We start from the raw sequence: 12,741 nt of genomic DNA, 5'->3' as shown, positions 1-12,741 counted from the left end.
CCCAAGAAGCTGGTTAAACTCCCCGCGTTATAGTTAACGCCCATTGTCGGAACGCCGCCCGGCGCAAGCTCGTCCCAAAAAGAGTCCGTAACCCGCACAAATAAAAACGGGCCTGCATCAGCAGGCCCGTTTGTCGTTGGCTAGATAAAGATCACATCAGGCGTCAACCGTTTTGCGCAGCCTGTTCGTTCTCGAGAAACTCGTCTTCGAGCAGCGCATCAGCTGCCACCCTTTCGAACGGCACGATCGCGGCACGTGGTTTGCCCCGCAGTTTGCCGAACAGGTGCTCTAGCGCATGTTCGAGTTTTTCCGCCGCACCATCGATGGCTTGCTCCAGGGTGTCGGCTTTGTGGGTAACGGAAATCGGCTGATGGCCTTTTGGCCGCGCTTCCAGCTGGCAGCGCATATCGTGGGGACCGGGCTTGTCGCCGTTCTCGTCCCGCAGATGAACCTCGACGCGGGTCAGGTCCTCTTCATAACGTTCGAGCGTGCTCTCAATGGTAGTACGTACCCACTCCTCCAGTCGGATGCTGCTTTGAATATGGTTATCACTGTTGACTTGGATTTGCATAGTTCATCCCTTATTTCAGCTAGCTCGCGAGAGGCCTTGCGGCTGGCCCGTGGGCGTCATCACCGTGACCTCTTACTTACACAATCAGGCTGGAGGAAGAACATTTCAACCCCTAAGAAAAGATAAATATCCATTCGCAAAAAAAGCCGGACAACCGCCAAAAGCACTGTTAATGTCGGGAGTTGGGTAGCCAGGGTCCAGCCCCCCCCGGGCCGCTCACATCTGCCGCTCGCCCAGCGGGTGCAGGCTTCGAAAGATCCCCGCCTCTTCCACCAGCCAGTCATGTACCGCCCTCACGCCCGGATGACTCAGCGCCCCCGGCGCATAGAGCAGCACGTAGCGTTTATGGTTGGGCACCGCCAGGCCAAACGGCACGATCAAGGTGCCGCGCTCCAGTTCGTCATTAAGCAAGGTCCGCCGTGCGATCGCCACGCCCATGCCGGCAATCGCCGCTTCGATGGTCAGGTGGTTGCGGTTGAAGGTATGCCCGCGCCGCACGTCTGCGCCTTCAAAGCCGATGGCGTTCAGATAGAACTCCCACTCCGCGTATTCATAGCTGCCGCGCCAGGCGGTGATGTCGTGCAGCAGCGGAAAGTGCAGCAGATCCGTCGGCCCGTGCAGCGGCGGACGGCCGCGTAACAGGCTTGGCGAGCAGACAGGGAAAATCTGCTCGTCCAGCAGGGCTGTGGATAACAGCCCTGGATAACTGCCGTCGTTAAGGTCGATCGCCAGATCGAAATCGCCTTCGTGCAACGGCACGCTGCTGTCTTCGGCCACCAGCCGCAGCTGAATATCCGGAAAACGTTGTTGCAAACGCGGCAGGCGCGGGGTCAGCCATTTGCTGAGGAACGATGGGATCGAGCGCACCCGCAGGATTCCGCTGATCATGCCGGCGTCCAGTCGTCGCAATTCCGCATCGATGCTGCCGTACGCTTCGTTGACGGTAATGGCCAATCGCTGGCCTTCAGCACTCAATTCAACGCCGCGGGCACGCCGGTGAAACAAACGGAATCCGAGACGTTCTTCCAGTTGGCGAATCTGCTGGCTGACTGCACCCGGCGTGATGTGCAGCTCTTCGGCACATCGGGTAAACGACAAGTGCCGCGCGGCACAGGAAAACACGTGCAGCCAGACATAAGTTTGGGCGTGCAATTGACGGCTCATCGTTTAGTCCTGCTAAAGGCTTGAGTAGGATATTTCGTTGGTCACGTAGGACCGAGATGGGCAGTATCGCCGACCTTGCGCTTGTCCTACAAAAATGGCAGCGATTTCTCTCCCATTACTTGTATAGGCTTTAGCATGGCTATCAGTGTTTTCGATCTCTTCAAAGTCGGCATCGGCCCGTCCAGCTCTCACACCGTCGGCCCCATGCGCGCCGCAGCGACCTTCGCCCAAGGCCTCCACGACCAGGATTTGCTCAATGCCGTTCGTCGGGTAGAAATCCGCCTTTATGGCTCGCTATCGGCCACGGGCGTAGGCCATGCAACCGACCACGCCTGCGTGATGGGGCTGATGGGCGAGTGGCCAGACAGCATCGACCCGTCCTGTATCGGAGACCGGATCACCACGCTGTTGGAGACCCGCGAGCTTAAGCTGGCCGGGAAAACCACTATAGCCTTCAACTGGCAAACCGACCTGTTGCTGCTCGACGAGAGCCTGCCTTACCACCCCAACGCGATGTCTCTGACAGCTTTCGGCGAAACCGGTGAACTGGCCGAGCAGACGTATTACTCGATTGGCGGCGGTTTCATCATCGAGGCGGCCGAGGCCGAGTCTGGCATCGCACCGTCCAGCGACGTCGTGCTGCCTTATGATTTCTCCAGCGCCGCGGAATTGCTCAAGCTGTGTAACCAGAACAGCCTGCGGGTTTCCGAGCTGATGATGGCCAACGAACTGGCCTGGCGCAGCGAAGCCGAGATTCGCCAGGGCCTGCTGCATATCTGGTCGGTGATGCGCGAATGCGTCGAGCAAGGCCTGCTTCACGAGGGCATCCTGCCGGGCGGGCTGAACGTGCCGCGACGGGCGGCGAAGTTGCACCGTGCCCTGCTGGAAATCGGCAAGCCCAATGTCATCACCTCCACCCTGTCCGCCATGGAATGGGTCAACCTGTTCGCCCTCGCCGTCAACGAAGAGAACGCCGCCGGCGGGCGTATGGTCACGGCGCCCACCAATGGCGCGGCAGGCATCATCCCGGCGGTGCTGCACTACTACATGAAATTTAATCCGGAGGCGTCGGATGACGACGTGGTCGCCTTTTTCCTCGGTGCGGCGGCGGTGGGCATTCTGTGCAAGAAGAACGCGTCCATCTCGGGTGCCGAAGTCGGCTGCCAGGGCGAGGTCGGATCCGCCTGCGCCATGGCCGCTGCAGGCTTGGCGGACGTTCTGGGCGCGACGCCAGAGCAACTGGAAAACGCGGCCGAAATCGGCCTGGAACACAACCTCGGCCTGACCTGCGACCCGGTCGGCGGGCTGGTTCAGGTGCCCTGCATCGAACGCAACGCGATCGCCGCCGTGAAGGCAATCAACGCCACGCAAATGGCCCTGCGCGGTGATGGCAAACATTTCATTTCCCTCGACCGGGTGATCCGCACCATGCGCGATACCGGTGCCGACATGCACGACAAATACAAAGAGACTTCACGGGGCGGCCTGGCCGTGAGCTGGGTGGAGTGCTGAGGAGCATTCCCTGACCGCCCGTACCACGTGAGCCCGAGCAAGAACAATAACGAGGCCAATACGATGACCGATGTACGTACACCTGCTGCCGAAAATCCTGCTGTAGACGTAAACCGTTACACCGCTACAACCAGCAAAGGCTGGAGCAAACACGACACCACCTGGATGCTCGGCCTCTACGGCACGGCGATCGGCGCCGGCACCCTGTTCCTGCCGATCAACGCCGGAGTTGGCGGTTTCTGGCCCCTGCTGATCCTCGCAGTGCTGGCGTTCCCGATGACCTTCTTCGCGCACCGTGGCCTGACCCGCTTCGTGCTGTCCGGCCGCTCCGGTGATATCACTGAAGTGGTGGAGGAACACTTCGGCATTGGTGCCGGTAAGCTGATCACCTTGTTGTACTTCTTCGCGATCTTCCCGATTCTGCTGGTGTATAGCGTCGCGCTGACCAATACCCTGAGCAGCTTTATGGAGCATCAGCTGCACATCGCCCCGCCGCCGCGAGCCATTCTGTCGCTGGGGTTGATCCTCGGCCTGATGGCAATCGTCCGCTGCGGCCAGGGCGTGATCGTCAAATGTATGAGCGTACTGGTCTACCCCTTCGTCGCCGCATTGCTGTTACTGGGTATCAGCCTGATTCCGAACTGGAACGGCGCGTTCTTCGCCACCGCCAGTGAAGGCATGCCGATGCCGCTGTTCTTCCAGACCCTGTGGCTGGCAATCCCGGTGATGGTGTTCTCGTTCAACCATTCGCCGATCATCTCGGCCTTCGCGGTGGATCAGAAACAGCGCTACGGCGAACAGGCCGAAGCCAAGAGCAGCGGCATTCTCGCCATTGCTCACGCAATGATGGTCGTGACAGTGATGTTCTTCTGCTTCAGTTGCGTGCTGGCGCTGTCCCCGGCGGACCTGGCGGCGGCGAAAGCGCAGAACATCTCGATCCTGTCGTACCTGGCCAATCACTTCCAGACTCCGGTGATCGCCTACGCGGCCCCGTTGATTGCCTTGGTGGCGATCACCAAATCTTTCCTCGGCCACTACATTGGCGCCAGCGAAGGCTTCCAGGGCCTGATCGTGAAAAGCCTGCGCGGCCGCGGCAAGGTGATGTCCGCCCGTTGGCTGAACCGCGCGACGGCACTGTTCATGATCCTCAGCTGCTGGGCGGTGGCGACGTTTAATCCAAGCATCCTCGGCATGATCGAAACCCTCGGTGGGCCGATCATTGCCTGCCTGCTGTTCCTGATGCCGATGTACGCCATCCGCCGCGTACCGGCCTTGCGCCAGTATTCGGGCCAGGCTTCGAATGTGTTCGTGGTGTTGATCGGCTTGATTGCACTGTCTGCGATCGTTTATTCATTCCTGCCCTGAAACTGCCCTTTGTAGGAGCGAGCTTGCTCGCGATGGTCTCCGGTACGCCGCGCGTGTTCAGAAAGCATGCGTTATCGTTGGCGAGCATCGCGAGCAAGCTCGCTCCTACAGGTACGCGATTTATTGTCTGACAATCTTTCCGGCATGCCGCTTGCTAAGTTCTTTGGGTGATTATCGCGAGCGGCCTGCCAATGGTCCGGTCATGCGAACCAACCCGACCATGGTCGGTCAACAACTGCACGTTCAATCAGGCGGTGACGCATCATGGACAATCCTTTTCAGCTCATTACCGATGCCTTCGCGCCGGACTACCAGATCAACCTGAGCATTCAGGGACTCGACGGCAGCATCATGCTGACCCTGTCCAACAGCGGGCGGGTCGCAGCCAAACGGATGATCAGTGCCGACCAGCGCAACGATCCCAAGCGCCTGAAGCGCCTGGTGCAAAGCATTCAGTTCGGCATTGCCATCGAGCAGGGCCACAGTGCAGTGGCCATTCTTGAAGCCATGACCGACGGCGACAACCGAACGCTGCCACCGCCGCTCGTCAAGGGCCAACCGCGCCCTTCTCTGGGGCTCTAAAGCTCGCCCTTCTCCACTTCGGGATGCTCGCTGGAACCCGCGCCGACCTTGCGCTGCGGGTGCTCGATTTTCACTGAAGGGAATTGCGACGAGGCGTACCGCACCACCAGGATCGCGAACGCCAGCAGCAAGATGCCGCCGCACAGGTAGATGATGCCGATATCCGGTGGGTTGTGATGCGAGACGTTGGAGATCAACAGGCGGGTCAGTGCGGTGATGGCCACGTAGATCAGGAAGCGCACCGGCATGTGGTTGGTCTTGAAGTAAATCCCGACCATGGCGCCCAATTCCAGGTAGATGAACAGCAGCAGGATGTCATCGATCTTGATGTGTCCCTTTTCCAGCATTCCCAAAAACTCCATCACCGCCGCCCAGGCGGTTACCGCTCCTATGGCGAACAGTGCCAGGTAGTGGAAGCTTTCGACGAATAGGTTGCCCAGGGACTCGGCCAGTTGGTGCACGTTCTGCCGCAGTTTCTCGGCCCAGTTGATTTTCACGGTGATTCTTCCTTAGGTCGGCTTGACCGGATGATGCGGGTTTGACGTGACGGTTGTTTGGCATGCAGAAAAAAGGCCAGCGATTGAGAGGTGAGATGGTGGCCCGGTGATGTGAGGCACTTTGGTTTTGCGCAAGCGGTTTGTAGGAGCCTGTTGCGGGAAACGGTCGTGGGAGCAAAGCATGCGCGCGATCGCGGTTTGGCATTCAACATTGAGGGTGACGGGTATCCCGAATCGCCAGCAAGCTTTGCTCACACAGTTATATCCATCAGCCCCGCTCCCCAGCCAAAACACGGCTAAAGTGAAAAGCCGCTACCCAAAGCGCAAGGATTCGCTTATCCTTTCCGCTGTATATAAATACAGTGGTCGAGTACGACAACTTAATGTGAAGGCATGTGAGGTGGTGAATGGCCGTCGAAGTGGTATACCGCAGCAGCCGAGATCTGGAGCGCTTGTTCATGGATAAAGCCGAAGCTGACCGTCATGACAAAATGCTCGAACTCGCCGAATTGCTGGCTGAAGTGTTGCAAAAAGCTGTTCCGTCCCTGACCGAACAGCAAGTGGAAGAAGCCGGGATCTACATGGCGAAGAACCGCGACGTGTTCGCCAAGGCATTCAAGAGCCAACCGGACGCCCTGTCCGAACTGTTGAGCGCGCCTGCCGAAATGGTTGCCCCCGTTGAAGTAACGCAAGAACCTGAAGCGGTTGAAACCGCTGCACCCGCTAAACCTGCAAAGGCGGCGAAAGCACCCAAGTAATCAACATCCGAATTGAACAGGCCCTGAGTCCAGCGACTCAGGGCCTTTTTCATGCCTGGGCATTAGCGATACAACACTCGCTCCGCCAACTCATCGGCCACCCTCGCGGGCGAACGTTTTTCCGCCTGGGCATGGGCGAACACCTCGGTCAGACGGGAGCTGATTTTCGACAGGTGTGCGGTAATGGTGGTCAGCTCTTCACCACGATGCTTGAGCGAAACATAGATCAAGCCGCCCGCATTGATCACATAATCGGGCGCATACAAAATCCCCCGGCGCTCAAGCATGTCCGCGACCTCCAGATGAGTCAGCTGATTGTTCGCCGAGCCTGCGACCGCCGAACAGCGTAAGTGGGACACGCTGTTGCTGTTGAGGACTCCACCCAGGCCGCACGGCGCCAGTATGTCGCAGGGCGTACTGAGCAACGCGTCATTGGCGATGGGATGGGCGCCGAGTTGCTCCATCGCCAGTTGCACCTTGCCGTGGTCGATGTCGCTCACCAACAGTTCGGCACCGGCCGCATGCAGCTGTTCCGCCAACGCGTAGCCCACATTGCCCAACCCCTGGACTGCCACACGCAGACCTTCGAGATTGTCGCTACCCAGACGCGCCATCGCCGTGCTGCGAATGCCCGCAAACACCCCCATTGCGGCGTGCGGCGCGGGATCGCCCGCCGAGGTGGTGCTGGTCACATGCTGGGTCTGTTGGGCGATGCAATCCATGTCCGCTACCGAAGTACCGCTGTCGATCGCGGTGATGTAGCGTCCGTCGAGTTGTTCAATGCAACGACCAAACGCTTCAAACAGCGCGGCGCGGCTTTCCACGTGAATCGGCCGGATGATCACGGCTACTCCGCCACCTTGGGCCAGGCCGGCCAACGCCGCTTTGTAGCTCATGCCTTGGGCCAGGCGCACAGCGTCCTCGACGGCGGTTTCGTCGTCTGGATAGGCCAGGTATCGACATCCGCCGAGGGCAGGGCCCAGGCGACTGTTATGGATGGCAATCACCGCCTTCAACCCCGTAACCGGGTCGACGCTCAGATGCAGCGATTCAAGGCGATTGCTTTGCATGAGAGCGAACATCGTAAGGCTCCCGAAAATCACTTCTTGTAGACGCCAGTATAGGCTCGCGCCTGAAATTTGCTGAAGCGCGCCGGAATAAGCATCAGCTGCGTTCAGACTTTCTGACATAACCTCGCGGGGCACTGGACGAATGGAGGAGACGGGGCTAAAACGAGGCAAGTCCCGGGAGATTGTGATGACGCCCCGCCAACGCTTCTTCGAGTGCCTGCAACGATCACCACCCGCGCTGTTCGAGGCGGCGCTGTGGGTCTGCGTCGAGCATGACAAGGATTTGAATGTCGAATCCGTGCTGGCTGACTTCAGGGATCTGCAGCAACGCGTCAGCTATGGCTTGCCGATGTTACCGGTGAGCGAGTTGGCCCAGCCGTTGCTGCGCCGCATGAATGACCTGGGATTTGCCCAGGACGACTTCACGCCCCTGCGTCCGCAAGCGGCATTGCTCGACAAGGTGCTGGCACACCGGCGCGGCCAACCTCTGGCACTAGGCCTGATTGCCCTGGAGCTTTCCCGACGCCTGGAAATCCCCATGGTCGGGGTCAACTTCCCCGGACATTTTCTGCTACGTGTGCCCGGTGCCGATCACCTGCTTGATCCTTGCGGCGGGCGGCGCCTGTACCCGAGTGACTGCAGGGAGTTGCTGCATCGCCAGTACGGTCCGAACATGAAGCTGAGCGCCGAGCACCTGGTCAACGCCGAACCGCGGCAGATGCTACAACGCCTGTCCCGCAACCTGCGTCAGCTGCATCTTGCCCACGATGATTACATCGCAGCGCTGATCGACGCCGAGCGGGTACTGGAACTGGGCAACGCCAGCGCCGCCGATTACCTGGCCCGGGCGAGCCTGTATCAAAGACTCGATTGCCCCAATGCCGAGCGCTTCGACCTGGAGCACGCACTGATGCTCAGCGACGACCCGATCCAGCGAATTCGCCTGACCGAACGGCTAGGTCATTTGCCACCCAATTCCATTGTTCATTAGGCATCAGGGGGCATCGGGCTGATTCGCCGGATGCGCTTTGATGAACGCCGGATGAACCGCCGCCAGCGCCGCCACCCGACGAATACGCGGCCAGGCCTCCAGGGAGATATTGAAGCGCTCAGCCGCATAAAGCTGAGGGATCAGATAAACATCCGCCATCCCCGGCAGAGGGCCGAAGCAGTACCCCTCGTCACCAATCAACTGTTCAACCGCCCCCAATCCCTGGCTGATCCAGTGCCCGATCCACTCCACCACCTGCGGTTCCTCGTGCCCCAACTGCCGAAGCCTGTTGAGCACGCTGACATTGTGCAGCGGATGCACATCACAACCGATCAGCGCCGCGACCCCGCGCACATGGGCGCGAGCAACGAGATCCGTGGCCAATAGCGGCACCTGTGGATAACGTTCCTCGAGGTATTCAATGATGGCCGGTGACTGGACCAACAGATCGCCTTCATCGGTTCGCAAGGCCGGCACACGGCCTTGCGGGTTGATGCCCAGATATGGCGCCTGGCGGTGCTCGCCACCTGCCGGCGCGATCAGATTGACCGGCAGCGCCTGATAGTCCAACCCCTTAAGTGCCAGGACAATCCGCACCCGGTACGACGAAGTCGAGCGGTAATAGGTAAAGAGTTCCATGGGCCGATCCTCTTAGCGCGCCGGCAGCACTTTGCCGCGGCACTCACCGAAACCGATGGAGGCAAAACCGTCGCGGCTGCAACGGGCGCGCAGGATGATTTCGTCGCCGTCCTCAAGGAATTTACGCACCTCACCGCTCGCCAGCTCGATCGGCTTCTTACCGCCTTCGGTGATTTCCAGCAGGCTGCCGAACTGACCACTCTCCGGGCCGGACAAAGTGCCCGAACCGAACAGGTCACCCGCTTGTAACTGGCAGCCGTTGACGCTGTGGTGGGCAACCATCTGCGCCACGGTCCAGTACATGTGCCGGGTGTTGCTCAGCGTCAGGCGATGGGCCGGCAGATTCTGCTCGCGCATCGCTTCAGTGAGCAGCAGCACTTCCAGCTCGATGTTAAAAGCGCCAGCGGCCTGGTCACGCGGGTCCAGCAGATAGGGCAGCGGTTGCGGATCGCCTTGGGGACGCGCGGGCTGGGCACGGCGGAACGGCTCCAGCGCTTCAGCCGTCACCACCCACGGCGAGATGCTGGTGATGAAACTCTTCGACAGGAATGGCCCCAGCGGCTGGTACTCCCACGCCTGGATATCCCGTGCAGACCAATCGTTGAGCAGGCAGAAACCGGCGATGTGATCGGCGGCATCGCCGATCGCAATCGAGTCGCCCATCTCGTTACCTTGGCCGATCCAGATGCCCAGCTCCAGCTCGTAGTCCAGGCGCGCGCACGGACCGAACACGGGCTCGGTCTGACCAGCCGGCAGGGTCTGGCCTTTCGGGCGCCGAACGTCGGTACCAGACGGGCGAATGGTCGAGGCGCGACCGTGATAGCCGATCGGCACGTACTTGTAGTTCGGCAGCAGCGGGTTGTCCGGACGGAACAGTTTGCCGACGTTTTGCGCATGCTCGATGCCCACGTAGAAGTCGGTGTAATCGCTGATTTTCGCCGGCAGGTGCATCAAGCAATTCGCCGCCAGTGGCAGCAGTTTAGCGCCCTGGGCTTCGATCTTGCCGTGCAGGGTGCTGCCTTCTGCGAGCAATTGCAGCAGACGCTCACGCAGCGCCTTGCGCGCAGGAGCACCCGCCTGGAAAAAAGCATTCAGTTGCCCGCCACGGGTGACTTCGGCCGCCGCTTTGGCAGTACCTTCAAACAGGCCGGCATCCAGCGCCGCTTCCAGATCGAAGATGTGATCGCCGATGGCCACGCCGCTACGCGGTGCCCCGCCGTCGATGCTGAACACGCCGAGCGGCAAGTTCTGCAGCGGGAAATCGGCATGGCCGTTGGCCGAGGTAACCCAGCTGCGAGTAATGGAAGTCTGAGTCATGGGTTATCTCCGGGTCGGGTCGAAAGTGGCGGGCAGCGTGGCCCAGCAAGCGTCATAGTTTTTCTGCAGCTGTGGGCATTCCAGTGCGAAACGGCTCGGGCGCAAGACCTGGCTGGTTTCGAACATGAAGGCCATGGTGTTGTCGATTTTCGCCGGTGCCAGTTCAGTGTTGATTGCCTTGGTGCAGGTTTCGCCATCGGGCCCGTGAGCGCTCATGCAGCTGTGCAGGGACGCACCGCCTGGCACAAAACCTTCTGCCTTGGCGTCGTACTCGCCCTTGATCAGCCCCATGAATTCATTCATCAGGTTGCGATGAAACCAAGGCGGACGGAACGTTTTCTCGGCGACCATCCAGCGTGGCGGAAAAATCACGAAGTCGAGATTGGCCAGGCCGTGAGTGCTGGTAGGCGAGGTCAGGACGGTGAAAATGGAGGGATCCGGATGATCGAAGCTGACGGTGCCAATGGTGTTGAAACGGCGCAGATCATATTTGTACGGCACATTGTTGCCGTGCCAGGCGACCACGTTCAGCGGCGAATGATCCAGCTCGCAACCCCACAGTTGACCGAGGAATTTCTGCACCAGGGTGGTCGGCTGCTGGAGGTTTTCGTAATGCGCGACCGGCGCCAGAAAGTCCCGTGGGTTGGCCAGACCGTTGCTGCCAATGGGTCCGAGGTCCGGAAGGCGCAGCGGTGCACCATGGTTTTCGGCGATGTAGCCACGGGCCTGTGGATCAAGCAACTCGACTCGAAATTTCATGCCCCGGGGCAGTACGGCGATCTCCAGCGGCTCCAGCTCCAGCACGCCCAACTCGGTGGCGATGCGCAGGCGACCCATCTCGGGCACGAGCAGCAACTCGCCATCAGCATTGAAGAACACTCGCTCCATGGAGCGGTTCGCACGGTAGCTGTAGATGCTGATGCCGGACGGTTTTTCTGCGGCCGAATTGGCCACCATGCTTACCAGCCCGTCGATGAAGTCAGTCGGCTCACCCGGCATGTCCAGCGGATTCCAGCGCAGCCGATTGGGGGTCACTTCACCCAGCGCCCCACCCGCCAGTTGGCGCTCAAGCTTGACGAACGCAGGATGATTGGCCGACGGCTGAATGCGGTACATCCACGTCCGTCGCGATTCGGCGCGGGCCATGGTGAAGGCGGTGCCCGACAGCAATTCGGTGTACAGGCCGTACGGAGCTCTTTGCGGAGAGTTCTGCCCAATGGGCAAGGCGCCAGGCAGGGCCTCGCTACTGAATTGGTTGCCGAAACCGGACTGGTACGCGATCGCGGGCGCGGTTGAATCGAGGTTCATGGAGCCTCCTGAACAGGGAGCAGACCGTGGCCAGTCCTGCTTTGCAGAGATCTCGGCACGCCTGGGTTATTTTTGTCGTAATTCGATTACGCATAACGTAATTTGATTGGTTTCGACCGTCAAGCTATAAAGACGCCCATTCGTTACAGGATCAGATCGCCTTCATGGAAACGCCGCGTAGCAACGATAAGCAGAAAGTCCGCTCGGCCGAGGTCGGCACCGACATCCTCAAGGCGCTGGCCCAGTTGTCGCCTTCGACTTCGCTGTCACGCCTGGCCGAACACGTGCAGATGCCGGCGAGCAAAGTGCATCGCTACTTGCAGGCGCTGATCGCCAGCGGTTTTGCTGAACAAAACACCGCCACCAATCATTACGGCTTGGGCCGCGAAGCCCTTCGAGTGGGCCTGGCAGCCCTGAACAGTATGGACGTGCTGAAAGTGGGTGCCCTGCCCCTGGCCGAGTTGCGCGACGAACTGAACGAAACCTGTTTCCTGGCGGTGTGGGGCAATCAGGGTGCGACTGTGGTGCATATCGAGCCGGCGGTTCGTGCCGTTACGGTGGTGACTCAACTGGGCTCGGTGCTGCCGCTGCTCAGTTCATCCACCGGCCTGGTGTTTGGTGCATACCTGCCCAACCGTGAAACCGTTGATCTGCGCGAGAGGGAACTGCAGGCAGCGAAGCCCCATCCACTGGGGGACGATCATGCCTACGCGACGCTGTGTGAACGAATCCGCGACCGCGGCCTGCATCACGTGCATGGTTTGCTGATGCCCGGTGTGGATGCATTGTCGGCACCAGTGTTCAATGCCGTGGGCCAGGTGGTGGCGGTGATGACCATTGTCGGCCCGGCGTCGTTGTTCCACGCTGATGAAGACGGCCCCGCAGCGCAGCGATTGCTGGCCGCTACTCGCGCCGTCAGCTGGCGCATGGGCTATGACCCCGCCCCTGCCCTGTAAATTGCACTGGC

The 12,741-nt window shown here is 60.2% G+C and carries 12 protein-coding genes and 1 pseudogene; 6 read left to right on the top strand and 7 right to left on the bottom strand.

Going from position 1 to position 12,741, the window contains the following annotated elements:
- Window positions 1-163: 163 nt before the first annotated feature.
- Both L9059_RS10850 and L9059_RS10845 read right to left on the bottom strand, forming a co-directional pair.
- Window positions 164-571, bottom strand: a complete 408-nt coding sequence (locus L9059_RS10850; protein WP_149657528.1) for an HPF/RaiA family ribosome-associated protein — start codon at window positions 569-571, stop codon at window positions 164-166.
- A 216-nt stretch (window positions 572-787) separates the two neighbouring features.
- Window positions 788-1,735, bottom strand: a complete 948-nt coding sequence (locus tag L9059_RS10845; protein ID WP_247290740.1) for a LysR substrate-binding domain-containing protein — start codon at window positions 1,733-1,735, stop codon at window positions 788-790.
- 135 nt (window positions 1,736-1,870) lie between these two features.
- Between L9059_RS10845 and L9059_RS10840 the strand changes: the two genes are divergently transcribed.
- The 3 genes from L9059_RS10840 to L9059_RS10830 all read left to right on the top strand — a co-directional run bounded on the left by L9059_RS10840 (window position 1,871) and on the right by L9059_RS10830 (window position 5,194).
- A complete protein-coding gene (locus L9059_RS10840) occupies window positions 1,871-3,247 on the top strand; it encodes an L-serine ammonia-lyase (RefSeq protein ID WP_247290738.1) in 1,377 nt (458 codons plus the stop codon).
- Window positions 3,248-3,310: 63 nt separating this feature from the next.
- A complete protein-coding gene (locus tag L9059_RS10835) occupies window positions 3,311-4,612 on the top strand; it encodes a serine/threonine transporter (protein WP_247290736.1) in 1,302 nt (433 codons plus the stop codon).
- A 264-nt stretch (window positions 4,613-4,876) separates the two neighbouring features.
- Entirely contained in the window at window positions 4,877-5,194 is a 318-nt protein-coding gene (locus L9059_RS10830) for a DUF3509 domain-containing protein (RefSeq protein WP_247290734.1), read from the top strand.
- Here the strand turns inward: L9059_RS10830 and L9059_RS10825 are convergent.
- Entirely contained in the window at window positions 5,191-5,691 is a 501-nt protein-coding gene (locus L9059_RS10825) for a phosphate-starvation-inducible protein PsiE (protein WP_247290732.1), read from the bottom strand. The two genes, L9059_RS10830 and L9059_RS10825, sit on opposite strands and share 4 nt — an antisense overlap.
- A 407-nt stretch (window positions 5,692-6,098) precedes the next feature.
- On the opposite strand from L9059_RS10825, the pseudogene L9059_RS10820 reads away from it, so the two are divergent.
- Window positions 6,099-6,353, top strand: a pseudogene (locus tag L9059_RS10820) (YebG family protein); the annotation flags it as partial.
- A 158-nt stretch (window positions 6,354-6,511) separates the two neighbouring features.
- On the opposite strand, the gene L9059_RS10815 reads toward L9059_RS10820, so the two are convergent.
- Window positions 6,512-7,531 carry a Glu/Leu/Phe/Val dehydrogenase family protein gene (locus L9059_RS10815; protein WP_247290730.1) on the bottom strand — a complete coding sequence of 340 codons (1,020 nt, stop codon included), beginning with the start codon at window positions 7,529-7,531 and terminating at the stop codon, window positions 6,512-6,514.
- Between the two features lie 175 nt (window positions 7,532-7,706).
- Here L9059_RS10815 and L9059_RS10810 point away from each other — a divergent pair, with 175 nt between their 5' ends.
- The gene (locus tag L9059_RS10810; RefSeq protein ID WP_247290727.1) at window positions 7,707-8,510 is read left to right on the top strand and encodes a SirB1 family protein; all 804 of its coding nucleotides are present in this window, start codon (window positions 7,707-7,709) and stop codon (window positions 8,508-8,510) included.
- A 3-nt stretch (window positions 8,511-8,513) separates the two neighbouring features.
- Here L9059_RS10810 and maiA read toward each other — a convergent pair whose 3' ends face one another.
- The 3 genes from maiA to hmgA are packed head-to-tail and all read right to left on the bottom strand — an operon-like array spanning window position 8,514 to window position 11,774.
- The gene (gene maiA, locus L9059_RS10805) at window positions 8,514-9,149 is read right to left on the bottom strand and encodes a maleylacetoacetate isomerase (protein ID WP_247290725.1); all 636 of its coding nucleotides are present in this window, start codon (window positions 9,147-9,149) and stop codon (window positions 8,514-8,516) included.
- A gap of 12 nt (window positions 9,150-9,161) precedes the next feature.
- Entirely contained in the window at window positions 9,162-10,466 is a 1,305-nt protein-coding gene (gene fahA, locus L9059_RS10800; RefSeq protein ID WP_247290723.1) for a fumarylacetoacetase, read from the bottom strand.
- Between the two features lie 3 nt (window positions 10,467-10,469).
- Entirely contained in the window at window positions 10,470-11,774 is a 1,305-nt protein-coding gene (gene hmgA / locus L9059_RS10795) for a homogentisate 1,2-dioxygenase (protein ID WP_247290722.1), read from the bottom strand.
- A 164-nt stretch (window positions 11,775-11,938) separates the two neighbouring features.
- Here hmgA and L9059_RS10790 point away from each other — a divergent pair, with 164 nt between their 5' ends.
- Window positions 11,939-12,730, top strand: a complete 792-nt coding sequence (locus tag L9059_RS10790; RefSeq protein ID WP_247290721.1) for an IclR family transcriptional regulator — start codon at window positions 11,939-11,941, stop codon at window positions 12,728-12,730.
- The last annotated feature ends 11 nt before the right edge of the window (window positions 12,731-12,741 follow it).

This window comes from Pseudomonas violetae (genome assembly GCF_023072615.1).
Lineage (GTDB): Bacteria > Pseudomonadota > Gammaproteobacteria > Pseudomonadales > Pseudomonadaceae > Aquipseudomonas > Aquipseudomonas violetae.
The sequence above is the reverse complement of the archived record's forward strand: the minus strand, read 5'-3'. Positions and strand labels throughout refer to the sequence as shown.